Below are 25,527 nucleotides of genomic sequence, written 5' to 3'. Positions count from 1 at the left end.
TACAATTTGAAACACATTTTTATGAAAAATATAAGCATTATTTTTCTTCTTTTTATATCTGCAATCGGGTTTACTCAAGAACAAGATTCAACAGTCGTATATAAAAAACGAGTGCTAGAGTCAATTGAAGTTGATTTTTTAATGAGCTATTATAAACAAGACGGAATTCATTCAGCTGTTTCCGGAGGAAAAGGGATGGAAGAATTAACCGATATTACGCCAACCATTGTGGTGGCAGTTCCACTAAATGATGACGATGTGTTGACCGTTGATATGGGTATTTCGGCCTATTCATCGGCTTCATCAGGAAACATTAATCCATTTGATAGTGCAACGCCCAGTCCGTGGCAAGCGAGTTCGGGTGCTTCTGCTCAGGATGTATTAACAACATTAGTGGTTAATTACAGTCATAGTTCGGATGATCGAAATACGATTTGGAATGCACATGTATCCGGTTCTGTGGAATATGATTATTCTTCTATTGGTTTTGGCGGTGGTTTAACTAAATTATTCAACGATAAAAATACCGAAGTTGGCATTGCAGCAAATGTGTATTTAGATACTTGGAAACCCATTTATCCGAAAGAATTACAAGACTTTGCCGATAATGGTAATACACTAAATGGTGGAATTTTTGATGATTTTACAATCACTGGAAACACCAATTACAACCCGTCTAATTTTGTGTTTCAACCGGAAAAAAACAGAAATTCATTTGCTCTTTCATTAAGTTTTTCGCAAGTATTGAATAAGCGTGCACAACTTTCAGTTTTTGTGGATGTATTGCAACAACAAGGTTTACTTTCTACACCGTATCAAAGGGTTTATTTTGCTGACGTGAATGATTCGTTTATCAATGAATTTCAATTAGCTGACGATATTGAACGCTTACCGGATAGTCGATTCAAGCTGCCAATTGGTGCTCGTTTGAATTATTACATCAATGAAAAATTTGTTTTCAGAACCTATTATCGTTTCTATACTGATAATTGGGGCATTAGCTCACACACGGCAAGCATTGAATTGCCTTATAAAATAACAGATCGTTTTACCATTTTTCCGATGTATCGTTTTTACACGCAATCAGAATCCAAGTATTTTGCTCCGCACGAACAACATCTTTCTACGGAAGAATTTTATACTTCTGATTATGATTTATCAACATTTGATGCACATCAATATGGATTTGGTGTAAATTACACGGATATTTTTACAGCTGCTAAAATTTGGAAATTTGGTATAAAGAATATTGATTTTAGGTATAATCATTATTCGAGAAGTGACGGATTAAAAGCAAATATTGTATCCTTCGGAGTTAAATTTGTTATGGAATAGTTGTGTAACAAATGTGGCATAAACTGGCCATATTTTGAAGTAATTTTGAGTAAAATTATAATCATGAAAACTTATATTTTATCACTTTTGTTGTTGATTGCACAAGTTAATTTTGCTCAAAATGACTTTAATTATTCATTAGAATTGAATCCTGTTACAATTAGCGGATTGCCCGGACTGCATTCATTTGCCTTTGGTCAATCCGATGGAAAATGGCTAATTATAGGTGGACGATTAGATGGATTGCATGCCAGACAACCGTTTAATGCTTTCCCTGCTTCTAATAATAATACATCGCTTTATGTGGTTGATAAAGTAACACAACAGAGTTGGTCAGTATCATTATCTTCTTTACCAACCGGAATTAAAGAACAACTACAGTCCACCAATATGAATTTTCATCAAGATGGTTCAACTTTATACATAATTGGGGGTTATGCTTTTTCAGCATCGGCAAATGATCATATTACTTTTGATAAATTAACGGCTATTGATGTACCAAATTTGATCAATGCAGTAATTAGTAATGCACCAATTACAAACTATTTCAAACAAACCAGCAATTCCATATTTGCAGTAACTGGAGGTCAATTAGGCAAAATTAATGATGTTTTTTACTTAATTGGCGGACATCGTTTTGACGGACGTTATAACCCGATGGGAAATCCAACATTTACGCAGACTTACACCAATCAAATTCGAAAATTCACCATTGATAACTCAGGAAATCAATTGAGTTTTTCGTTGGTAGAGCAAATTACTGACCCGATTCATTTGCATAGAAGAGATTATAACTTAATGCCGCAAGTTTTTCCTGATGGGGAGTTAGGTTTTACAATTTCATCCGGCGTTTTTCAAATCAACCAGGATTTACCTTTTTTATATCCGGTTGATGTTAAAGCTTCAGGACATTTTCCTCAAACTAGTTTTAACCAATATTTGAGTCATTATCATTGCGGAAAAGTTGGATTGTATGAGGCAGAATCTAACCAAATGCACAATTTATTTTTTGGTGGAATGAGCCAATATTATTACAATGGAACTACTTTAGTTCAAGATAATTTAGTTCCATTTGTTAAAACGATTAGCCGTGTGACGCGAAGTGCCGATGGAAGTTTGAACGAATATAAATTGCCCATAGAAATGCCATTATTAAACGGTGCCGGAGCAGAATTTATCCCGAATTTAAGTTTGCCGACTTATTCCAACGAGGTTATCCAATTAGATGAAATAGCAAGTGATGAATTTGTTATCGGTCATTTGATGGGAGGAATTAGTAGTAGTTCTTTGAATCCTTTTTCGGTAAATCAAACTAATACAACTTCAGCCAACCCAACTGTTTACGAAGTAAAATTGATTAAAGAGCCATCAATGTCTATTCCTGTGAAAAACAGTCAAAATCCAATATCATTTGCAATTGCACCTAATCCAATCAAAGGGAGTGAATTAGATATGGAATTTGTAGTACCATACGAAGCGGATTTATCTTATTTTATTACCTCGCTCGATGGAAAAATTTTAAGTGAGGGCGAGATAACAGATTTTCAGTCGGGAAAAAACACAATGCAATTTGTTTTGCCTCAAAAAATGACAGCAACGTTTATAATTACACTTGTTTTTGATAACAAATTTTACTCTTCTCAAAAAGTAATGGTGGAGTAAAGAAAACATATTTTATGAAATGAATATATTAATTATAGAAGATGAATCCGGGATAGCTTCTTTTTTAAAGCAAGGACTTGAAGAGGAGAATTATGCTGTTTCCATTGCAATTGATGGTCAAACGGGTTTACAAAAAGCACTTTCTGAACAACCCGATTTAATTCTGCTCGATTGGATGTTACCCAAATTATCCGGTTTAGAAGTTTGTGAAGCAATACGAAAAAAAGATAAATCAACGCCAATTCTTTTTTTAACCGCTAAAGATACCATTCAAGAAACCATAGAAGGGTTAAAAGCCGGAGCCAATGATTATATTAAAAAACCATTTTCTTTTGAAGAATTATTGGAGCGTATTAAAATTCATTTTAGAAATAAAAACGAAAATAAAGTCTTAACGTTAGGCAATATTGTTCTTGATAAAAATACTTTTCAGGTATTTGTAGATAAAAATGAAGTAAATTTGACGCAAAGAGAGTTTGAATTATTGGCCTATCTGATTAAAAACAAAGGTCATGTATGCACCAGAACCAATATTATTGAAGATGTTTGGGACATTCATTTTGAATACGATACAGGCGTGATAGATGTTTTTATGAATGCCATTCGAAAAAAACTCAATTTATCAAAAGAACAAGAATTAATTAAAACCATCAGAGGAGTAGGGTATATTGCCAATGATTAAAGCACTAAATTTATCTTTTAAAAACAGAATTGCTTTTAATTATATTATCAGTAGTGCTGTTTTCATTTGTATTGTTTTTATTTTTATTTTTCAAGTGGTTAAATACAGTGTCAATAATCATATCAATGAAGAGATTTATGATGAATTGACTAAACATTTAGACGATGTTTCTACAGATGATAATGATACCTATTTAATTCAAGTTGACCAATGGAGAGCTCGGGAACATAATTCAATTAGTGTAAATCCGGTTTTTGTTCAATTTTATGATGTCAATGGAGATGAAATTGACAAGTCACCCAACTTAAAAGGAAAAAATTTAACATTGTTAGACGAAGCTAATAATGATAAGTTTGTCAACTCTTCTTTAAATTCAATACCAATTAGGCAAATTCAGACTCCCATCTTAAATAACAACAAAGTAGTTGGTTTTTTGATTGTGGCAATGTCAATGGAAGATTTTGAGATTGTATTGATTCTGAAAAATATTTTATATATAACTTTTCCACTAATTCTTCTTCTACTGTTTTTAATAGCCCGATTCTTTGCCGGTAGAAGTATCAAACCGGTTCAAACCATCATAGAAACCTCAAATCAAATTACAAGAGACAATCTAAAAACACGAATTCCATTACCTCAAAATAAAGATGAATTGTACATTCTTTCCGAAAACATAAATAGCTTATTAAATCGAATTGAAAATGCAATTGATAGAGAAAAGCAATTCACTGCGGATGCTTCTCATGAATTAAGAACACCATTGGCTGTTATCAAGGGAACCATGGAAGTATTGATACGAAAACCAAGAAATGAAGAAGAATACAAAGAAAAAATTCGTTTTTGTGTAAAGGAAGTGGATCGCCTGAATAAAATGATTGACCAATTGTTATTATTAGCTCGATTTGAAAATCAGAAGCAAAATGTTAAGCTGGAATCAATTTATTTGAATGCATTAATTTTGGATAATTTAGCTCGCTTTTCTGAAAAATCAGAATTGAAAAAGTTGAAAGTCAAGACTTATTTTACAGAAGATTTTTATATTCAATCGGATACTTATTTGGTTTCAATTATCATTAGTAACTTGATATCGAATGCATTAAAATATTCTAACGATAGGGGTGAGGTAAATTTGCATCTTCATAAGCAACAAAATGAAATTATTTTTACGATTGAAGATCATGGAGTTGGCATTTCTGAACAAAGTTTAAACAAAATCTTTAATTCTTTTTATCGTTCAGATGTGTCTAATCATCCAGAAATCAAAGGAACCGGTTTAGGATTGTCCATTGTAAAACGACTAAGTGATTTGTTAAACATAAAAATTTTAGTGGATAGTAAACTCAATCAAGGAACCAAATTTAGTGTGATTTTTAAAGACTAAACTTAAGCCGTTCTTAAGCATTTTCCTTTTTTAAATGCGTAAATTTGTATAGTTCTATTTCATGAAAATTTAAATGATTTCAAAATGAACAAGTTAATTGCCTTTTTTTTACTTTTCATATTTATGTGTGCGAACACATCCATAGGGCAATTGATTAAGGTTCCAAACTTAATGGAACATTATAAAGAGCATAAAAATGATGAGGCAAATTTCTCTTTTTCGTTCATTGAATTCATAAAATTACATTACTCAAATAATTCACATTCTCATCAAAACGACCATCATGATTTGCCTTTTAAAACAATTGAAACTTTTTCTTTTGTAATCGGATTTGTTTCTTTTGAAAAATTCCAAATACAAATCATTAATGAGCAAAACTTTATAAAAAACAGCTTTTTTTATAATCCATCCTTAAAATCTAACTTACAGATTAGTATTTGGTTACCACCAAAAATAGCCTAACATTTTCATATAATCATTTTTTGTGATTCTATTGTGTTCTTCTTTTAACGAAAGAAGCACATTTAATGTACTTAAATTAATCAAAATGTTAGAAAAAATTATTGCTTTTAGCTTAAAAAATAAGCTAATTATTCTCTTATTTACTTTAGGAGTTATAGGATTTGGTTTATTTTCAGTTTTCCAAATTTCTATTGGAGCTGTGCCGGATGTTACGAATAATCAGGTTCAAGTTATAACTACATCTCGCAATCTTTCTACGCAAGATATCGAACAATATATTACTTATCCTGTAGAAATTGAAATGGCGAATTTACCAAGTGTTAAAGAGATTCGATCCATATCTAAATTTGGTTTATCAGTGGTAACCATTGTTTTTGAGGACGAAATCGGAACGTATTTACCTCGACAATTAATTGCTGAAAAAATAAAAACAGCAACTGAAAAAATCCCGGAAGGTTTTGGAACACCGGAAATGGGACCTATTACCACAGGTTTAGGCGAAATCTATCAATATACGTTAGAAGTAAAACCCGAATTTAAAAATCAATATTCAGTCACCGATTTGCGTACGATTCAAGATTGGGTCGTAAAAAGACAATTGTCCGGTATTAAAGGTGTGGTGGAAATCAATACTTGGGGTGGCTTTTTGAAACAATATGAAATCGCGATTAATCCGGCAAGTCTAAAAGCAATGAAAATTTCTACTACTGATGTTTTTACAGCATTAGAAAAAAATAATAGTATTGCCGGTGGTTCCTATATTGAAAAAACCAATCAAAGCTATTTCATTCGGGGCGAAGGAAAAGTAAATTCTGCTCAAGATATTGAAAATATTGTCGTTAAAAATGATTCGGGTTTGCCTATATACATTAAAGATATTGCTAAAGTACAATTTGGTCATGCTAATCGATTTGGAGCGATTACAGGAAACGGTGAAGGCGAGAAGGTTTTGGGTCAAGTAATGATGCTAAAAGGCGGCAACTCAAAACAAGTAATTGAAGATGTGAAACTTCGCGTAGCAGAAATTGAAAAAACATTACCGGAAGGCGTTTACATCAACGGATTTTTAGAACGAAGTGAATTAGTAGGAAAAACTACATTTACCGTTGCTGAAAACCTGATTTTAGGTTGTTTAATCGTCATTTTTGTAGTCGTTTTATTGCTCGGAAATTGGCGTTCAGGATTGGTTGTGGCTTCTGTCATTCCGCTCTGTTTGTTATTTGCGATTTCGTTCATGAATATTTTTGGAATTGATGCCAATTTAATGAGTTTAGGGGCGATAGATTTCGGAATTATCATCGATGGAGCCGTAATTATTGTAGAATTCATTGCTTTTCAAATTGCTCACAAATCCAGACATTTAGTAGGTTTAGCGAAAGAAGAACGTCAGTTAGAAATAGACCAAATTACCTATAAAAGTGCTTCAAAAATGATGAACTCGGCTATTTTTGGTCAGTTAATCATTCTTATCGTATTTATACCAATTCTTTCCTTATCGGGTGTAGAAGGAAAAATGTTCAAACCCATGGCAATGACATTTAGTTTTGCTTTGGTGGGTGCGATGTTATTCTGTTTTACTTACGTTCCTGTTGCGGCTTCATTGTTTTTAAAACCGCAAGAAGAAAACCCGAAATCAATTTCCAATCAGTTAATCAATAAATTGAATGCTTGGTATTTACCTGTAATTACTTGGGCTATAGGCAATACTAAAAAAGTACTTTATGGAGCTGTTGGCTTATTGTTTTTAGCCGTTGGATTGTTTGCAACCATGGGTGGAGAATTTATTCCAACGTTAGATGAAGGTGATTTTGTAATTCAACCCGTTTTAAAAACAGGAACTTCTCTCTCTAAAACCATTGAAACGACTACCAAAATTGAAAAAATAATTCTTAAAAATTTTCCGGAAGTTTCTCAAGTAGTCAGTAGAATTGGTGCTGCCGAAGTGCCCACCGATCCAATGAGTATGGAAGAAAGTGATATTATCGTAAAACTAAAACCAAAATCAGAATGGGTTTCTGCCAATTCTAAAGATGAATTAGCCGATAAAATTAAAGCAGCTTTAGAAGAGAAAATTCCAAACATGGAAATCGAATTTACACAACCAATTGAAATGCGTTTCAACGAATTAATTTCGGGTTCTCGTTCTGATGTGGCCATTAAAATTTTTGGCGAAGATTTGGATATTTTAGCCAAAAAAGCACACGAAATCGAAAAAGCAATTAAAAATGTGGAAGGTGCATCGGATATTATCATTGAAAAAACGGAAGGTTTGCCTCAAATGATTGTTGATTATGACCGAAGCAAAATTGCTCGTTATGGCTTAAATATTGCCGATTTAAACGAGATGATTGCTTTAGGTTTCGCAGGGAAAACTGTAGGTAACGTATTTGAAGGCGAAAAACGATTTGATATGGTCATTCGATTAGATAAAACCAAAAGAACCGATATTGAAGACTTGCGAAATTTATATGTTTCTACTCCAAATGGTGAGCAAATTCCGTTGAGAGAATTAGCTTCAATCGAATATACAGAAGGTCCCGCTAAAATTTCAAGAGACAATACCAATCGAAGAATTATTGTGGGAATTAACGTAAGAAACCGGGATTTACAGAGTGTTGTGGATGATGTTAAGCAAATTATTGATACTAAAATTGATTTACCAATAGGCTATCGCGTTACTTATGGTGGTCAATTTGAAAATTTACAAAGTGCAAAAGCCCGGTTGTTAATTGCCGTGCCCATTGCCTTATTTTTAATTTTTATCTTATTACATTTTGCTTTTGGTTCCATCAAAGAAGCCTTAATGGTGTATTCTGCAATTCCTTTATCAGCAGTAGGTGGTGTGTTATTTTTATGGATGCGAGATTTGCCTTTTAGTATTTCAGCAGGCGTTGGATTTATTGCTTTATTCGGAATTGCAGTACTAAACGGAATCGTACTCATTGAACATTTTAAAGAATTAAAACACAGCGGCATGAAAGATATAAACGAACTCATTTTAAAAGGAACCACCGATAGACTTCGTCCGGTTTTATTAACCGCTGCTGCAGCTGCTTTAGGGTTTTTACCCATGGCAATTTCATCTTCGGCAGGAGCAGAGGTACAACGCCCGTTAGCTACTGTAGTTATTGGCGGATTGTTTACGGCAACATTGTTAACTATGATTGTTTTACCTATTTTATTCAAAGTTTTTGATGAGAAAGAATTCAAAAAACCAAAATTTAAAAAGCATGTAAGTGGAACCTATATTTTACTTTTCTTTTTAGTTTCAAGCGTTGGTTTTGCTCAAGAAAATAATGCTGAACAGGATTCAATTATGGCTAAAGCATTACAAAACAATAAATTAGTAAAAGCCGGACAATTGCAAATCGATAAAGCAAATGAAACAATAAAAACGGCATATTCTTTTGATAAAACAAATGTGTATTATAGTTATGACCAAAATAATTTGGCTCTAAATAACGTACCTTTAAAAGTATTTGGAGTGCAACAATCATATGCTTTTCCAACGGTTTATGGTGCTCAACGAAAGGTGTATAAAGCAGAATTAGATAGTCAAAAGGCTACTTTCGAATTGCAAAAAAACAAACTTAAATTGGAAGTTTCAAAAGTATATCATCAAATTATTTATATACAACATCAAGAAAAATTGTACAGCTATTTAGATAGTTTGTACCAAAATTTCTCTAAAGCAAGCGACCGAAGATTTGAATTAGGTGAAACCAATTACTTGGAAAAAATAACTGCCGAAGCAAAGTTTAGACAAATTAGAACCAAACTTTCTCAATTAGATAAAGAGAAAAAAGCACAATTAGAAGTATTACAAGCTTTAGTACAATCTAATGAAAAAATCAGTATAAAAACAAATGAAATTAAGCCAATAAATAATTTACAAAATACATCAAGTAAAGAATTATATAGTTCTTATTTAGAAAGTATTACAAAAAAATACAAATCTAATGAAAGGCTCCAAAAGCAAAATTGGTTACCCGATGTAAACGTGGAATATTTTCAAGGAAGAAATAGTGGAATCTCTCAATCGTTATATGGATTTCAAGTGGGAGTTGCTGTTCCAATTCTATTTAATGGAAACGTTGCCAAATCTAAAGTTGCCAAATTAGAAACACAAGCTTGGGAACAACAAAAACAACATGAACTGATTAAAATTGATGCACACATCAACCAGAAAAACAGTGAATTAGAACAATTTAACCAAGCCATCGATTACTACAATCAATACGGAAAAAAAGTTTCTCAAGAGATTATTAAAGTAGCTAACATGAGTTACCAACACGGTGAAATTGACTTTTTCCAATTCATACAAAGTTTAGAAAATGCAACCACTATACAGGTAGAATATTTAGCTGCCGTAAGCCAATACAACCAAACGCAATTAGACTTGCAATATATTAATGTACAATAATTTACAAATGAAAAAACTATTTTATATAACAACAATAGCAACACTTTTATTTTCATGCAAACAAGAAGTAGCAGAAGAAAAAGTAATTGATGATGGATTGATTACGGTGACTGTAGCCCAATTTCAATCTTCAAAAATGAAAATTGGTTCGCCATTAGAACAAGATTTTGATGTGACAGTCAAATCATCCGGAAAAATTGATGTTCCACCACAATATAGAGCTAAAGTAACCACATTTTTAGGCGGTTATGTAAAAGCCAACAAATTATTAGTTGGTGATAAAGTTGCAAAAGGACAAGCCTTAATTACCCTAGAAAATACCGATTACCTTGATTTACAAAAAGATTATGTCGAAGTTGCCGAACAAATTAACTATTTGAAATCAGAATTTGAACGCCAGAAAACCTTGTATAATGAAAAGATCACATCACAAAAAAACTATCTAAAAGCGGAGAGTGATTACCGCCAAGCAAAAGGAATGTATCAAGGTTTACGTGAAAAATTAGTGTTATTAAACATCAATCCGGCCAATGTTGAGCGTGGAAAATTTACCTCACAAATTACAATTTCGGCACCCATTTCCGGAGATGTAACAGTGATGAATGCAAATGTTGGTATGTTTATGTCGCCTTCCGATGTAATTTTAGAAATTGTAGATACCAATTATTTGCATTTGAATTTAAGCATTTTTGAAAAAGATATTTTACACGTAAAACAAGGACAAAACATTACCTTTACCGTACCGGAAGCAAGCAAGGAAGTCTTTACTTCAAAAGTACAATTGGTTGGTAAATCGATTGAAAATAAAGACAGAACCATTTCGGTTTTTGGAACTTTATCACCAGAAATAAAAGAAAAATTGTTATCTGGGATGTTTGTAGAAGCTACTATCGTAATTTCAACCAAAAAAGGATGGAGTTTACCCAATGAAGCGGTTATACATGAAAACGATAATTTTTATGTACTTTTATTACAAAATGATAAAGAAAACTATGTATTTAAAAAAGAAGTAATAAAAGTGGGTGAAATTAATGAACATTTTACGGAGTTAATTCCAACAGATAAGGTTAATCAACATACAAAAATAGTAACAAAAGGAAGTTATGAGTTAACAAACTAATTTTGAAAGAATACTAATTGTTATAAAAAATTATAATAGATGATCACAATTGATAATTATTTGGATAATCATTTCATTCACAGAAGCAATTGGTTACGTGCAGCTGTTTTAGGGGCAAATGATGGTATAATTTCCATTTCAAGTCTAGCGGTTGGTGTGGCCACTGCAAGTTCAGAAAGAGAACCAATTTTATTAGCAACTGTTGCCGGTTTAGTGGCGGGTGCTTTATCTATGTCTGCCGGTGAATATGTGTCAGTTAGTTCACAAACTGATACTGAAAAGGCCGATATTGAAAGAGAAAAGAAAGAATTAAAAGAAATGCCGCAAGAAGAACTTATGATTTTATCTCAAATCTATGAAAAAAGAGGTTTAAAAAAAGAAACCGCTATGTTGGTGGCCAAAGAATTAACAGAATATGATGCTCTCGGAACGCATATTCGTGACGAATTAGGAATCAATGAAATCAGTCAAGCTAGACCTATTCAGGCGGCTTTGGCTTCAGGAGCTGCCTTTACTGTGGGTGGAGTATTACCATTGATTGTAGTTATTTTTTTTCCGTTAAAAGGAATGGAGTATTGGCTATATGGTTTTACCATTTTTTTTCTGATATTTTTAGGAGCAATGGCAGCTAAAACAGGAGGTTCAAGTATTTACAAAGCGATTTTTAGGATTACGATTTGGGGTACAATAGCAATGGGAATTTCAGCTTTTGCAGGTTATATTTTTGGGGTTAATGTTTAATTTAAATTTAATTTTATGAATCAAGCTCATTTACACATGGTTTTTAACCATTTTCCAATTATCGGATTATTTTTTGGAATCGGAATTTTAGCTTATGGAGTTTTTAAAAAGCAAACCATTTTGGTTAATACCGCTTATGTCATTTTTATTTTTTGTATGATTATGGCAAAAGCCACGATGATGACCGGCGAAGGTGCCGAGGAAATTGTGGAAGAATTAGGCATATCGCACGACATTATTCACGAGCATGAGGAATTAGCTGAAACTTTTATGAAAGTGCTTTATGGTCTAGGTATTCTTTCTATTTTGGGTTTAGTGGCTAATGTGAAAAAGCATACAAAAGCTTCCATTGTTTCTTATGTGGTGTTAATTTTGGCTATAGGTTCAGCTGTTTTGTCTAAGTCGGTTGGTACTTCGGGTGGAGAAATTCGACATACTGAAATTAGAGAGAATACTAACATTAACAGTACTTCAGAAGTTAGTAATGATCAAGAATCACTTAATGATGATTACTAAACAAAATATAAATTTTTAAAAATTTTTGTATGTTCGGTAAATAAGTCATTACATTTGCAACATCAAAAAAGAAAAAAATGTTTTCAATTCAATTACATCATCATCATCACACCTCCGCTCAAGCGAAGTAATGATGCTATGTAATTAATTCATATATCTAAAACCCGTTTGAGTACATCAAACGGGTTTTTTGTTGCTCTCCGCTTTGGTGTACTCATTTTAAAAAACAAAAAATGAACACCTTAAAAATTGCTATTCAAAAATCTGGTCGACTCAACGAAGAAAGTCTTCAAATGCTAAAAGATTGTGGCATTTCCATTAACAACGGCAACGACCAACTCAAAGCAGAAGCGACTAACTTTCCTTTGGAAGTATTGTTTTTACGGAATTCAGACATTCCGCAATATTTGTTGGATGGTGTAGTAGATGTTGCCATTGTAGGCGATAATCTTTTGGTTGAAAAAGGTCAAACTATCACTGTTGCCGAGAAATTAGGTTTTTCAAAATGCCGAGTTTCAGTGGCGGTTCCTAAAAATTTTCAATACAATTCCATTCAGGATTTGAATAATTTGCGAGTGGCGACATCGTATCCAATCACGGTTTTAAACTTTTTTAAGTCGAAAAATATTTCAATCGACATTCACCAAATCTCCGGTTCGGTTGAAATTGCTCCTAATATCGGTCTATCCGATGCCATTGTGGATATCGTTTCCAGCGGAAGTACTTTATTCAAAAATAACCTGAAAGAAGTAGAAGTCATTCTGAAAAGTGAAGCTGTTCTTGCTGTTTCACCAAACATTTCAACTGAAAATCAAGAAATTTTAAACAAACTTCAGTTCCGAATTCAATCTGTACTCAAAGCTAGAAAGTCAAAATACATTTTGATGAATGTGCCAAATGATAAAATTCAAGAAGTCAGCCAAATTCTTCCGGTTTTAAAAAGTCCAACCATTATGCCGTTAGCCGAATCAGGTTGGAGCAGCCTTCATTCCGTCATCGAAGAAGACACTTTTTGGGAAGTCATCGATCAACTTAAATCCGCCGGAGCCGAAGGAATTTTGGTCTGCCCGATTGAGAAGATGGTTTTGTAGAAGGAGTTTCAGGTTTCAAGTTTCAGGTTTCAAGTTGAGAATTTGTTTAAAAAAGAAAATGTTTACTAAACGAATCCTTTTTAATCCATTATAGCGAAGCTATTAAAATCTGTAAAATCATTTAAATCCCATCAATCCGTGTTCCATTAAAGCGAAGCTTAAAGAGACATAAAGAAAGTTCAATTAATCATAAAGTTAAAAAAAAATGAAAAAATATAAAAATCCACCCCAATCCCAATGGTCAACGTTAACACAACGCCCCACCCAATCATTCGCTGAAATAGAAGAAACAGTAAAAGCCATTTTCAAAGAAATTCAAACCAAAGGCGATACCGCAGTTGCCAAATATACTTCGTTGTTTGACGGAATTAAATTAGAAAATTTTTTAGTTTCTGAAAATGAAATCAAAGAAGCAGAAAAGCAAGTTTCAACTGAATTAAAAGAAGCCATCGCTTTAGCTAAATCAAATATCTACAAATTTCATTCAGCCCAAAAAACGAATAAAATTGAAGTTGAAACCACTAAAGGCGTTCAATGTTGGCAGGAAAAACGACCCATTCAAAAAGTAGGCTTATACATTCCAAGCGGAACAGCTCCGTTATTTTCGACGGTTTTGATGTTGGCAATTCCAGCTCAAATTGCAGGTTGTGACGAAATCATATTATGTTCACCACCCGATAAAAGCGGAAAAATTAATCCCGCTATTTTGTATACTGCCAATTTGTGTGGTGTGACAAAAATCTTTAAAGTAGGCGGGATTCAGGCTATAGCCGCATTGACTTTTGGAACTGAAACAATTCCGAAAGTATATAAAATTTTCGGTCCCGGAAATCAATTTGTCACGGTAGCAAAGCAAGTAGCTACGCAATTCGGAACGGCCATTGATATGCCAGCCGGTCCAAGTGAGTTATTGATATATGCCGATGATTCTGCAATTCCCGCATTTATTGCATCCGATTTATTGAGCCAAGCCGAACACGGAACTGATAGTCAGGTAATCTTGGTTTCCAATTCTCAAAAATTAATTGACGTGGTTGAAAAAGAAATCGATAACCAAATTCAAGTTTTACCTCGCAAAGAAATAGCTCAGAAAGCCATTAATAATTCAAAATTAATCTTAATTGAAAAGGAAAATGATGCTTTGGATTTTATCAACGAATATGCTCCCGAACATTTTATCATTTGTTCCAAAAACGAAGATTTTTTCATCAACGGAATTCAAAATGCAGGTTCCGTTTTCATAGGAAATTACACGCCCGAAAGTGCCGGCGATTACGCTTCTGGAACCAATCACACCTTGCCAACAAACGGATTTTCAAAGAATTATTCCGGTGTAAATTTAGATAGTTTTTCAAAAGCCATTACGTTCCAGAGAATTTCTGAACAAGGTTTAAAAAATATTGGAAATGCAATCGAAATTATGGCAGAAGCAGAAGGTTTACAAGCTCACAAAAACGCAGTTACATTACGACTAAATGCTTTAAATAATGATTAAAAATACAGAAATAAATACTCCGTTTTCAGTTCAAAATTTAGTTCGAAAGACTATTTTGAACATGAAATCCTATTCGTCTGCACGAGATGAATTCAAAGAATTTGAAACGAATATGGTTTTTTTGGATGCGAATGAAAATCCGTTTTCCAATGGATTCAATCGCTATCCAGATCCGCAACAAAAGTTATTGAAAACGCTTTTGGCTAAACAAAAAAAGGTTTCTTTAAACCAAATTTTATTAGGAAATGGAAGCGATGAAGTGCTCGATTCGCTCTTTCGTGCCTTTTGCGAACCCAATCATGACAATGTGATTACTTTGCCACCAACATATGGAATGTATGGTGTTTTGGCCGATATAAATGCCATTGAAAACAGAGAAATTTTGTTAACCAAAGATTTTGAACCTAATGTAGAGTGTATTTTGAAAAATGTTTCAAAAAATACTAAAATCATCTTTTTATGTTCTCCCAATAATCCAACCGGTAATTCATTTTCAGATGAAAGTATTTTGTATTTGTTAAGAAATTTCAATGGTTTGGTGGTTTTGGATGAAGCGTATATCGATTTTTCGTCCAAAGGAAGTTGGTTATCTGAGTTGGATGATTTTCCCAATTTAGTCATCATTCAAACCTTGTCAAAAGCATACGGTTTGGCCGGACTTCGGGTGGGAATTCTGTATGCTTCAGAGGAAATTATTTCGGTTTTAAATAAAATCAAACCACCTTATAATTTAAATACTTCTTCCCAGGATATTGCTCTAAAAAAACTTACACAAAATACTCTAACAGCTCAAGTAAAAAAAATAATTTCCGAACGGGAATCAGTCGTCAAATCATTGCAAAGAATTGAATTTATTAAGCAAATTTTTCCATCAGATGCCAATTTCATTTTAATAAAAGTGGATGATGCTACATTGCGTTACAACCAATTAATTCAAGCCGGTATTGTTGTTAGAAATCGAAGTAATCAACCTTTATGTGAAAATTGTCTTCGCATAACCATTGGAACAAAAGAGGAAAATAGTCAATTAATCACCACCTTAAAATCATTGTAAAATGGCACAAAAAATTCTTTTTATTGATCGTGACGGAACCCTCATCAAAGAAACGGCTGACGAACAAATCGATGCATTTGATAAAGTGACTTTTTACCCAAAATCATTGACTTATTTGAGCAAAATCGCTTCAGAATTGGATTTTGAATTGGTTATGGTCACGAATCAAGATGGTTTGGGAACGGCGAGTTTTCCTGAAGAAACATTTTGGCCGGTGCATAATTTCATTCTAAAAACATTTGAAAATGAAGGAGTTACTTTTTCTGAAGTTTTGATTGATAAAACGTTTCCTCACGAAAATGCTCCAACTCGAAAACCGGGAATTGGTTTGTTGCAAAAGTATTTTTCGGCTGACTATGATTTAGAAAATTCATTCGTAATTGGTGACCGCTTAACGGATGTTGAATTGGCTAAAAACCTCGGTTCAAAAGCAATTTTCATTAATGATAATACCAATTTGGGAACGAATGAAATTTCCGTTAAACGCGATGAATTAAATTCAATTATTTCGCTTGAAACCAATGATTGGAAGCAAATTTATGACTTTTTGAAATTGGAAAACAGAACGGCTTCTATCTATCGCAAGACAAATGAAACTGAAATTGCCATCTCTTTAAATTTAGATGGAACGGGAAATAGTAACATTCGAACTGGATTAGCATTTTTTGATCATATGCTCGACCAACTTTCCCGACACGGTCAAATGGATTTGGATATTCAAGTCAAAGGCGATTTGGAAGTTGACGAGCACCACACAATTGAAGACACAGCCATTGCTTTAGGTGAAGTTTTTGCTAAAGCCTTGGGAAATAAATTAGGCATCGAACGTTACGGATTTTGTCTACCGATGGACGATTGTTTGGCACAAGTAGCCATCGATTTTGGCGGTCGTTCGTGGTTAATGTGGCAAGCTCCTTTCAAACGGGAAAAAATTGGTGATATGCCAACCGAAATGTTTTTTCACTTCTTCAAATCATTTGCTGATGGTGCAAAAGCCAATTTAAACATCAAAGCGGAGGGTTTTAACGAACACCATAAAATTGAGGCGATTTTTAAAGCTTTCGCGAAAGCAATCAAAGCAGCGGTTAAAAGAGATTCTGAGAAAATGATTTTGCCTAGTACAAAAGGAATGTTGTAAAAACTTGAAACAAAAACAAATGAAAATAGCCATAATTGACTACGGTGCCGGAAATATAAAAAGCATTCAATTTGCTCTAATTCGATTGGGTTTTGAAGGGATTTTGACAAACAATCCAAATGACATTCAATCTGCCGAGAAAGTCATATTTCCAGGTGTGGGCGAAGCTAGTTCTGCAATGAAAAAACTTAAAAACAGTGGTTTAGATGAATTGATTCCCACACTAAAACAACCGGTTTTAGGAATTTGTTTGGGAATGCAATTGATGTGCAACCATACAGAGGAGGGAAATACGAATGGTTTAGGAATTTTTGATACCAATGTTGTACAATTTTCCAACCAAGCAAAAGTGCCGCATATGGGTTGGAATACTATTTTTAATTTGCAATCTCCTTTATTTCAAGGAATAAATGAAAATGAATACTTGTATTTAGTACATAGTTTTTATGTTCCATTGTCTGAAAATACGATTGCAATGACAAATTATGAACTACAATATAGTTCGGCCTTGCAACTCAATAATTTTTACGGCGTTCAATTTCATCCTGAAAAAAGCGGCCTTGTTGGAGAAAAACTATTGCAAAATTTCCTCAATCTAAAACCCGTAACTCGCAACTCGCAACCCGAAAACCTAATAAAATGAAAATAATCCCAGCCATCGACATCATCAACGGAAAATGCGTCCGACTAACCAAAGGCGATTATGCCACACAAAAAATATATAATGAAAATCCGTTAGAAATAGCCAAGTCATTTGAAGCTCACGGCATAACCAATTTGCATTTAGTGGATTTAGATGGAGCAAAATCCGGGCAAATTGTGAATTACAAAATTTTGGAAAAAATAAGTACAAACACCACCTTAAAAATCGATTTTGGAGGTGGATTAAAAACCAATAAAGATGTTGAAATCGCATTTGAATGCGGAGCCAATCAAATTACAGGAGGAACTATTGCAATAAAAAAAATAATTCTATTTGAAGAATGGATCCGACGTTTTGGTCCTGAAAAAATTATTCTCGGTGCCGATGTTTCCAATGGAAAAATTGCTGTTTCAGGTTGGCAGGAAGAAAGTTCAGAAGAACTCATTCCATTTATTCAACACTATCAAACCAAAGGAATTCAGTCTCTTATCTGCACTGATATTGCAAAAGACGGTATGTTGGAAGGACCTAGTTTTGAATTGTATAAAACGATTTTAAAGGAAATTAAAAACATAAAATTAATTGCTTCTGGCGGAATTTCATCGTTTGATGAATTACCAAAATTAGCCGAATTGGGCTGTCACGGCGTTATTATCGGAAAAGCGATTTATGAAAACCGGATTACTTTAAAACAGCTGGAAAACTTTATAACTAAACAAAAAGCTTAGCGTTTTTGCGACTTTGCGAGAAATAAATATGTTAACAAAAAGAATAATCCCCTGCCTCGACATCAAAAACGGAAGAACCGTGAAAGGCATTAATTTTTTAGACTTAAAAGATGCCGGAGATCCTGTTGAATTTGCTTTGAAATATAGCTTAGAAGGTGCCGATGAATTGGTTTTTTTAGATATTTCTGCCACGGAAGAGCGTAGAAAAACATTAGTTCAACTCGTTCAAAAAGTAGCTCAAACCATCAACATTCCGTTTACGGTGGGTGGCGGAATTTCATCAGTAAACGATGTAGAAGTATTATTGAAAAACGGTGCAGATAAAATTTCCATTAATTCATCTGCAGTAAAAAATCCGAAACTGATTTCAGAAATTGCTAAGAATTTTGGAAGTCAATGCGTCGTGCTTGCCATCGATGCCAAATTAATCAATGAAAATTGGAAAGTCCATTTGGTTGGTGGAAAAATAGCCACCGAATTGGATTTATTTGATTGGGCAAAAGAAGTCGAACAACTTGGAGCCGGAGAAATTTTATTCACCTCAATGAATAATGACGGAACGAAGAATGGCTTTGCTAATTCGGTTTTAGCTCAATTATCCAAAACAGTAAATCTCCCCATTATTGCATCCGGTGGAGCAGGAACGTTGCAACATTTTGAAGAAGCTTTTTCCATCGGAAATGCCGATGCAGCTTTAGCAGCCAGCGTTTTTCATTACAATGAAATTTCTATTCCTCTTTTAAAACAATTTTTGAAAAATCAAAACATCCCAATCAGAATATAAAGAGTTTTCAACGTAAAAAAACTTTTATGACCTTATAAAAACTAAAAGAAATAGTAAAAAACTTAAATGACTTATATGTTAAAAAATAATTTTAATTTCAATAAAAATCCTGATAACTTGATACCAGCCATCATCCAAGATGCCCAAACGAAAACTGTTTTGATGCTCGGTTATATGAACGAAGAAGCCTATCAACAAACCATTTCTTCTCAAAAAGTAACGTTTTTTAGTCGTACAAAAAATCGATTGTGGACAAAAGGTGAAGAAAGCGGCAATTTTCTCTATCTTGTTTCAATAGAAGCTGATTGTGATAACGATACGCTTTTAATTCAAGTGAACCCAACCGGTCCGGTTTGCCATACGGGAGCCGATACGTGTTGGCAACAGCCAAATGAAACAAAGTTTGGGTTTTTATCAGAGTTAGAAAATACAATCCAACTTCGTAAAGAAAATGGTGAAGCAGAAACAAGTTATATAGCTTCTCTATTTGCAAAAGGAATCAATAAAATTGCCCAGAAAGTAGGCGAGGAGGCAATTGAAATGGTCATAGAAGCCAAAGATTCCAATAATGAACTATTTTTGAATGAAAGTGCCGATTTGCTTTTTCATTATTTAATATTACTAAATGCAAAAGGTTACAAATTAAATGATATAGAAAAAATTTTGAAAGATAGAAGCTAATCACTAATTACTAGTCACTATTCACTAAAATTTGTATATTTATACCTTTAAAAAGTAAATTCTATGCTTAAAAAATCTGCGGTTGCATTGAGCACCATCGTCTTATTTTCAACTTTATCCTGCGAACAAAAAAATATGAAAGCCCAAACAGATACAGTTACTGATGCAAATTCAGAACATAAAATTGTTGTTTATCAAGTTTTTACACGATTATTCGGAAATAAAAATACCACCAATAAACCATGGGGAACCATTGAAGAAAACGGAGTAGGGAAGTTCAATGATTTTACGGATAAAGCTCTTCAAGAAATCAAAGAGTTAGGCGTAACACACATTTGGTACACCGGTGTGCCACATCACGCAGTAGTTCGTGATTATACCAAATATGGAATTTCAAATGATGACCCGGATGTAGTAAAAGGTCGTGCCGGTTCGCCGTATGCCGTCAAAGATTATTACAACGTAAACCCTGATTTGGCGGTTGACCCCGCAAAACGTCTAGAAGAATTTGAAGAGTTGATTGAACGGACGCACAAAAACGGTTTAAAAGTTGTCATTGACATTGTCCCCAATCACATCGCTCGCCGTTATGAAGGAAAAACCAATCCGAAAGGTGTAAAAGATTTTGGAGCCGATGATGATAAATCAGTTGAATACAAGCGAAACAATAATTTCTATTACATTCCAAATTCCAAATTCGAAGTACCAACTGATGCTAATTATAAACCGCTTGGTGGTGAAAAACATCCGTTGGCTGACGGAAAATTTGAAGAAATTCCGGCTAAATGGACCGGAAATGGTTCCCGATTAGCCAAACCGGATATCAATGATTGGTATGAAACGGTTAAAATCAATTATGGTGTGAAACCGGACGGTACAAAGGATTTTCCAACGTTACCGGAAGGTTATGACAAAAAAGATTACAAAGTTCACGCTGCTTTTTGGAAAGGAAAAGACGTACCGGATTCATGGAAAAAATTCAAAGATATTACCCATTATTGGTTAGACAAAGGCGTAGATGGTTTCCGATATGATATGGCCGAAATGGTGCCTGTAGAATTTTGGAGTTATATGAATTCTTCTATCAAAATGAAGAATCCGAATGCGTTTTTACTGGCAGAAGTGTATAATCCGGGTGAATACAGAAATTACATTCATTTAGGAAAAATGGATTATTTGTATGATAAAGTGCAGATGTATGATACCTTGAAAAACATTGTTCAAGGTCGTGGTTTACCGAAACATATTTCAGGTATTCAGGAAGATTTAGAAGATATTGAACACCACATGCTTCACTTTTTGGATAACCATGACGAACAACGTTTGTCGAGTCCACAATTTGCCGGTGACCCGAAAAAAGGAATGCCGTTGATGGTGGTTTCGGCAACCATTAGTTCATCACCAACGATGATTTATTTTGGTCAGGAAGTAGGTGAACCGGGTGCGATTGATGCCGGTTTTGGTAAACAGTCACGAACATCAATTTTTGATTATGTAGGTGTTCCACATCACCAGCGTTGGATGAATGGCGGAAAATTTGATGGTGGACAATTGTCTAAAGAAGAAAAAGAATTACGTGATTTTTACAAACGTTTATTGAATTTCACGTTGAAAAGTAGTGCTTTGATGGGCGACTACGAACAAATTCATGATGCTAATTTAGAAGCCGGTTTGGGGTATGATTTCGGATTATATTCTTTTGTGCGTTGGAGTGACAAGGAAAAATTGATTATCGTGACCAATTTTAATCAAAATACGACTGTGAAATGTCCGGTTATACTGCCTGCAGGAGTAGTGAAAAAAATGAATCTAAAAGAGGGTAGTTATAAAATGAAAGACCAATTGTATTTAAAAAATGAAACGGAATTAATCATCAAAAATGGCGTAGGGAAATTTTCAATTGAGATTAAACAGGGAGAGAGTTTTATTTATAAATTATAGACTTGTTTAAGGAAAGTTACATCTGACAGGTTTATTAAACTTGTCAGGTGTAAAAAAAAGAAAATTTGAAACTATCGTTTTTTATGAGAATACTATTCTATTCATTAGTTTGTGTTTTGTTTTTTTCTTGTAAGTCAGAAACCGAAGACAACTTGGATTTTGATACAATCGATTATTATCATTTAGGAATTTCTGATTTGGAGGAAACAAGTATTGTATTTAAAGAATTAAAAACGAATAAAGATTCAACTTTCTTATCAATATTATTTGGAGAAATTCCAATTTAATTGAATGACTCTTTAATTGAACAAATAGAATCTACTAATTATTTCAAGCATTTTGAATTGCCAAAAGAATTAAATGCAAAAGTTTCTAACTGTTTCTCAAATTACTATGAGGCATCTTTTTTTCTACTTCAACCACGTGTATTCATTTTTATAGAGATATTTTAATTTTCAGAAAAGAAAAAAATATAATTGGAATAGCTTTAATCTGTTTTTCTTGTAATAGTATAATTCATCATTCAAAAGATGGATTTCAGCAGATCAATTTGGATTTTGTTGAGCTTCAAAAACTTCTCAAAATCACTACAAAAGCAGACTGATTTATCTAATTTCTAACTCTTAAAATAAGTTGCTTTCTCTTATAAATAAACTCATTGTTTTTAATTTATAATTTTAAACCTAATTCCCTCAAAAATAGTTTTGTAAATTCAAAAAAGCTTCGTAATTTTGCACACCTTTTGGCGAAGAAGAGTTTCCATTGGGTATAAACAAATTATGTAAACAACTTCTGCTGTTTTCTATCGCATTATGAAACTCAAGAGAACTCAGAATACAAATTTTTAATCAGCATGTCTGAAATTTTAAAAGAACAAGAAGCGTTTTTAGCAAACTTTAACTGGCATAATTTCCAAGAAGGAATTGATGCAGTGGATGAAAAAAACTTAAGAGAATTTGAAGAGTTAGTTGCTAAGACCTTCATTTCAACGGACAGCGACGAAGTAGTAATGGGAACTGTAGTTCGTATTACCGATCGTGATGCAATCGTTGACATTAACGCGAAATCAGAAGGAGTTATCTCTTTGAACGAATTCCGTTACAATCCACACTTAAAAGTGGGTGACAAAGTAGAAGTATTAATCGACGTTCGTGAAGACAGAACAGGTCAGTTAGTATTATCACACAGAAAAGCTAGAACAATCAAAGCATGGGATCGCGTTATTGCTGCTAACGAAAGTGGCGAAATCGTAAACGGTTTTGTAAAATGCAGAACAAAAGGTGGTATGATTGTAGATGTTTTCGGAATTGAAGCATTCTTACCAGGTTCACAAATTGATGTGAAACCAATCCGTGACTACGATCAGTATGTAAACAAAATGATGGAGTTTAAAGTGGTAAAAATTAATCACGAATTCAAAAACGTGGTGGTTTCGCACAAAGCTCTTATCGAAGCAGATATCGAAGTTCAGAAAAAAGAAATTATTGGTCAATTAGAAAAAGGACAAGTATTAGAAGGTGTGGTGAAAAACATTACTTCTTATGGTGTGTTCATTGACTTAGGTGGTGTTGATGGATTAATCCACATTACAGACCTTTCTTGGTCAAGAATCAATCACCCAAGCGAGGTACTTGAGTTAGACCAAAAATTAAACGTAGTAATTCTTGATTTTGATGATGAGAAAACAAGAATCCAATTAGGTTTAAAACAATTAAACGCACATCCATGGGATGCTTTAGATGCTAAATTACAAGTTGGTGATAAAGTAAAAGGTAAAGTAGTTGTAATCGCTGATTATGGTGCTTTCATCGAAGTGGCTGAAGGGGTAGAAGGTTTAATCCACGTATCAGAAATGTCTTGGTCAACACACTTACGTTCAGCTCAAGATTTCATGAAAATTGGTGATGAAGTTGAAGCGGTTATCTTAACTTTAGACAGAGACGAAAGAAAAATGTCATTAGGTATCAAACAAATGTCGCAAGATCCTTGGACTGATATCACGGCGAAATATCCGGTTGGTTCTAAACATTCTGGTATCGTGAGAAACTTTACAAACTTTGGTATTTTCGTAGAATTAGAAGAAGGTATCGATGGTTTAATTTATATTTCTGATTTATCTTGGACTAAGAAAATTAAACATCCATCTGAATTCATCAATGTTGGTGAAAAATTAGATGTGGTTGTATTAGAATTAGATGTTGACGGACGTAAATTATCATTAGGTCACAAACAAACTACTGACAATCCATGGGATAAACATGAAGATGCTTACGCTGTTGGAACTATCCACAACGGAACAATCGCTGAAATTGTAGACAAAGGTGCAACTGTTGATTTCGGTGATGATGTAGTTGCTTTCGTTCCTGCTCGTCATTTAGAAAAAGAAGACGGTAAGAAATTGAAAAAAGGAGACGCTGCTGACTTTAAAGTGATTGAGTTCAACAAAGAATTCAAAAGAGTTGTAGCTTCGCACACCGCTATCTTTAGAGAAGAAGAGGAGAAAAATGTGAAAGCTGCTACAGAGGCTGTTGCTGCTAACAATAACACAAATGCTCCTGCTCAAACTTTAGGTGAAAACAACCAAATTTTAGCGGATTTAAAAGCTAAAATGGAAAAAGGAGAAAAATAATAATACCTCTCTTTTTATAAATCAAAAAATCCCTCTTCGTAAGTTGAGGGATTTTTTTTGGTTTATAGTGACTAGTCACTAAAATTTAATCACTAATTATAATACTTGCTCAACCAAATATCTTCATTGAAATTCTTTCCTTGCCAAAAACAGTAGTAAAGAGCAATTCCCATCACTGATTTTAGTACAAATAAAAAGGTAACAAAGCTCATTACACCTTGCGTGGTTTTACCGAATATATTTTGTGGTATAAGAGCAGTCAATAACAAACTGACAAATACTAGAAGAACGATAAAATTTCCCATGTTTTTAAAAGGTTTCATCGCTAGTTTTCGTAACGGATGCAAATCATTTCCCCATTTGTGAATAAGATAATAATATTCATTGCCGATTGGAGCAAATAATAACGGATCGTCATAGTTTTCCAATTTGAACAATTTAGAAGGAGCAACAATTTTGAATCCTTGCAACTGGGTTTGGTGTACTTTTTCTAACCCACGAATTTTTGAAATCGCTTCTTCAGGAATTGCTCCTTTAAAATAGTGTGATGATAAGAAACGCAAGCGATAATCTACACACAACGCTTTGATTTCATTGATGTGGAAAATGTTTTTCGTTTCCAATTCATCAAAGACGAAATAATTGTGATTTGTTGAAGATTTCTTTGAAAGCTCACTTTTTATATTTTCTCTTTCTTGTTCATTTTCACTTAAAATCTTCTTTACTTGAGTAATAAGTTCCGTTTCAGAATTCATTTTTTTCTTCAAATTCTGTAATTCAACCAGCAAGTTCTTCTTTTTCAGTAGCATTTCGAATGAATTTAGTTGTAATTAAATAATATGATTTAATTAATTCTAAATTAATTAATTATACTTTTTTTAAAAAATAATTTTTATTTTTTTGATTGTCCGTTATTAGTCATAACCCTGTAATGCTTGCTATCACTAGCCTGTCGAATAATTTTTCTTCAAAATACCGTCTATTAAGCTTGTAAACGAACTCATTTAGGTATAATTGTAAA

Annotated in this window: 21 protein-coding genes and 1 pseudogene; 20 read left to right on the top strand and 2 right to left on the bottom strand. The window is 33.5% G+C overall.

The window, feature by feature from the left end:
- Positions 1–21 precede the first annotated feature (21 nt).
- The 20 genes from ACIQ0M_RS11665 to rpsA all read left to right on the top strand — a co-directional run bounded on the left by ACIQ0M_RS11665 (position 22) and on the right by rpsA (position 24,506).
- Positions 22–1,335, top strand: a complete 1,314-nt coding sequence (locus tag ACIQ0M_RS11665; RefSeq protein WP_396152434.1) for a DUF3570 domain-containing protein — start codon at positions 22–24, stop codon at positions 1,333–1,335.
- Between the two features lie 63 nt (positions 1,336–1,398).
- A complete protein-coding gene (locus ACIQ0M_RS11660) occupies positions 1,399–2,997 on the top strand; it encodes a hypothetical protein (protein ID WP_396152432.1) in 1,599 nt (532 codons plus the stop codon).
- Between the two features lie 19 nt (positions 2,998–3,016).
- Complete coding sequence (locus ACIQ0M_RS11655) at positions 3,017–3,679, top strand: response regulator transcription factor (protein WP_396152430.1); 663 nt, start codon at positions 3,017–3,019, stop codon at positions 3,677–3,679.
- Positions 3,672–5,060 carry a sensor histidine kinase gene (locus ACIQ0M_RS11650; RefSeq protein ID WP_396152428.1) on the top strand — a complete coding sequence of 463 codons (1,389 nt, stop codon included), beginning with the start codon at positions 3,672–3,674 and terminating at the stop codon, positions 5,058–5,060. The genes ACIQ0M_RS11655 and ACIQ0M_RS11650 overlap by 8 nt, the downstream gene beginning before the upstream one ends.
- A gap of 84 nt (positions 5,061–5,144) precedes the next feature.
- Entirely contained in the window at positions 5,145–5,522 is a 378-nt protein-coding gene (locus tag ACIQ0M_RS11645; RefSeq protein ID WP_396152426.1) for a hypothetical protein, read from the top strand.
- 85 nt (positions 5,523–5,607) lie between these two features.
- Entirely contained in the window at positions 5,608–9,945 is a 4,338-nt protein-coding gene (locus ACIQ0M_RS11640; protein WP_396152424.1) for a CusA/CzcA family heavy metal efflux RND transporter, read from the top strand.
- A 7-nt stretch (positions 9,946–9,952) separates the two neighbouring features.
- Positions 9,953–11,065: an efflux RND transporter periplasmic adaptor subunit gene (locus tag ACIQ0M_RS11635; RefSeq protein ID WP_396152423.1), complete on the top strand. Its 1,113-nt coding sequence runs from the start codon at positions 9,953–9,955 to the stop codon at positions 11,063–11,065.
- A 39-nt stretch (positions 11,066–11,104) separates the two neighbouring features.
- On the top strand, positions 11,105–11,806 hold the full coding sequence (locus ACIQ0M_RS11630) for a VIT family protein (protein ID WP_396152421.1): 702 nt from the start codon (positions 11,105–11,107) through the stop codon (positions 11,804–11,806).
- A gap of 15 nt (positions 11,807–11,821) precedes the next feature.
- Positions 11,822–12,322, top strand: coding sequence for a hypothetical protein (locus ACIQ0M_RS11625; protein WP_396152419.1), 501 nt, complete (start codon positions 11,822–11,824; stop codon positions 12,320–12,322).
- 233 nt (positions 12,323–12,555) lie between these two features.
- Positions 12,556–13,413, top strand: coding sequence for an ATP phosphoribosyltransferase (hisG, locus tag ACIQ0M_RS11620; RefSeq protein ID WP_396152417.1), 858 nt, complete (start codon positions 12,556–12,558; stop codon positions 13,411–13,413).
- Between the two features lie 205 nt (positions 13,414–13,618).
- On the top strand, positions 13,619–14,908 hold the full coding sequence (gene hisD, locus ACIQ0M_RS11615; RefSeq protein ID WP_396152415.1) for a histidinol dehydrogenase: 1,290 nt from the start codon (positions 13,619–13,621) through the stop codon (positions 14,906–14,908).
- Complete coding sequence (hisC, locus tag ACIQ0M_RS11610; protein WP_396152413.1) at positions 14,901–15,962, top strand: histidinol-phosphate transaminase; 1,062 nt, start codon at positions 14,901–14,903, stop codon at positions 15,960–15,962. Before hisD ends, hisC begins: the two co-directional genes overlap by 8 nt.
- Position 15,963: 1 nt before the next feature.
- Entirely contained in the window at positions 15,964–17,100 is a 1,137-nt protein-coding gene (gene hisB, locus ACIQ0M_RS11605; protein ID WP_396152411.1) for a bifunctional histidinol-phosphatase/imidazoleglycerol-phosphate dehydratase HisB, read from the top strand.
- A 19-nt stretch (positions 17,101–17,119) separates the two neighbouring features.
- Positions 17,120–17,743, top strand: a complete 624-nt coding sequence (gene hisH / locus ACIQ0M_RS11600; protein ID WP_396152409.1) for an imidazole glycerol phosphate synthase subunit HisH — start codon at positions 17,120–17,122, stop codon at positions 17,741–17,743.
- Positions 17,740–18,471 (top strand): 1-(5-phosphoribosyl)-5-[(5-phosphoribosylamino)methylideneamino]imidazole-4-carboxamide isomerase, encoded by a 732-nt coding sequence (hisA, locus tag ACIQ0M_RS11595; protein WP_396152407.1) that lies wholly within the window; start codon positions 17,740–17,742, stop codon positions 18,469–18,471. The genes hisH and hisA overlap by 4 nt, the downstream gene beginning before the upstream one ends.
- Before the next feature lie 28 nt (positions 18,472–18,499).
- Positions 18,500–19,255 (top strand): imidazole glycerol phosphate synthase subunit HisF, encoded by a 756-nt coding sequence (gene hisF, locus ACIQ0M_RS11590; protein ID WP_396152405.1) that lies wholly within the window; start codon positions 18,500–18,502, stop codon positions 19,253–19,255.
- A gap of 75 nt (positions 19,256–19,330) precedes the next feature.
- A complete protein-coding gene (hisIE, locus tag ACIQ0M_RS11585) occupies positions 19,331–19,936 on the top strand; it encodes a bifunctional phosphoribosyl-AMP cyclohydrolase/phosphoribosyl-ATP diphosphatase HisIE (RefSeq protein WP_396152403.1) in 606 nt (201 codons plus the stop codon).
- Between the two features lie 63 nt (positions 19,937–19,999).
- Positions 20,000–21,877, top strand: a complete 1,878-nt coding sequence (locus tag ACIQ0M_RS11580) for an alpha-amylase family protein (RefSeq protein ID WP_396152401.1) — start codon at positions 20,000–20,002, stop codon at positions 21,875–21,877.
- Between the two features lie 83 nt (positions 21,878–21,960).
- Complete coding sequence (locus ACIQ0M_RS11575) at positions 21,961–22,164, top strand: hypothetical protein (RefSeq protein WP_396152399.1); 204 nt, start codon at positions 21,961–21,963, stop codon at positions 22,162–22,164.
- 566 nt (positions 22,165–22,730) lie between these two features.
- Positions 22,731–24,506: a 30S ribosomal protein S1 gene (rpsA, locus tag ACIQ0M_RS11570; protein ID WP_396152397.1), complete on the top strand. Its 1,776-nt coding sequence runs from the start codon at positions 22,731–22,733 to the stop codon at positions 24,504–24,506.
- Positions 24,507–24,598: 92 nt separating this feature from the next.
- Here rpsA and ACIQ0M_RS11565 read toward each other — a convergent pair whose 3' ends face one another.
- Together ACIQ0M_RS11565 and ACIQ0M_RS11560 are read right to left on the bottom strand one after the other, a co-directional pair.
- Positions 24,599–25,261: a hypothetical protein gene (locus ACIQ0M_RS11565; RefSeq protein WP_396152395.1), complete on the bottom strand. Its 663-nt coding sequence runs from the start codon at positions 25,259–25,261 to the stop codon at positions 24,599–24,601.
- Between the two features lie 163 nt (positions 25,262–25,424).
- Positions 25,425–25,527: pseudogene (locus ACIQ0M_RS11560) on the bottom strand (IS1595 family transposase); the annotation flags it as partial.

This window comes from Flavobacterium sp. (assembly GCF_044339515.1).
In the GTDB taxonomy this organism is placed as follows: Bacteria; Bacteroidota; Bacteroidia; order Flavobacteriales; family Flavobacteriaceae; genus Flavobacterium.
The sequence above is the reverse complement of the archived record's forward strand: the minus strand, read 5'-3'. Positions and strand labels throughout refer to the sequence as shown.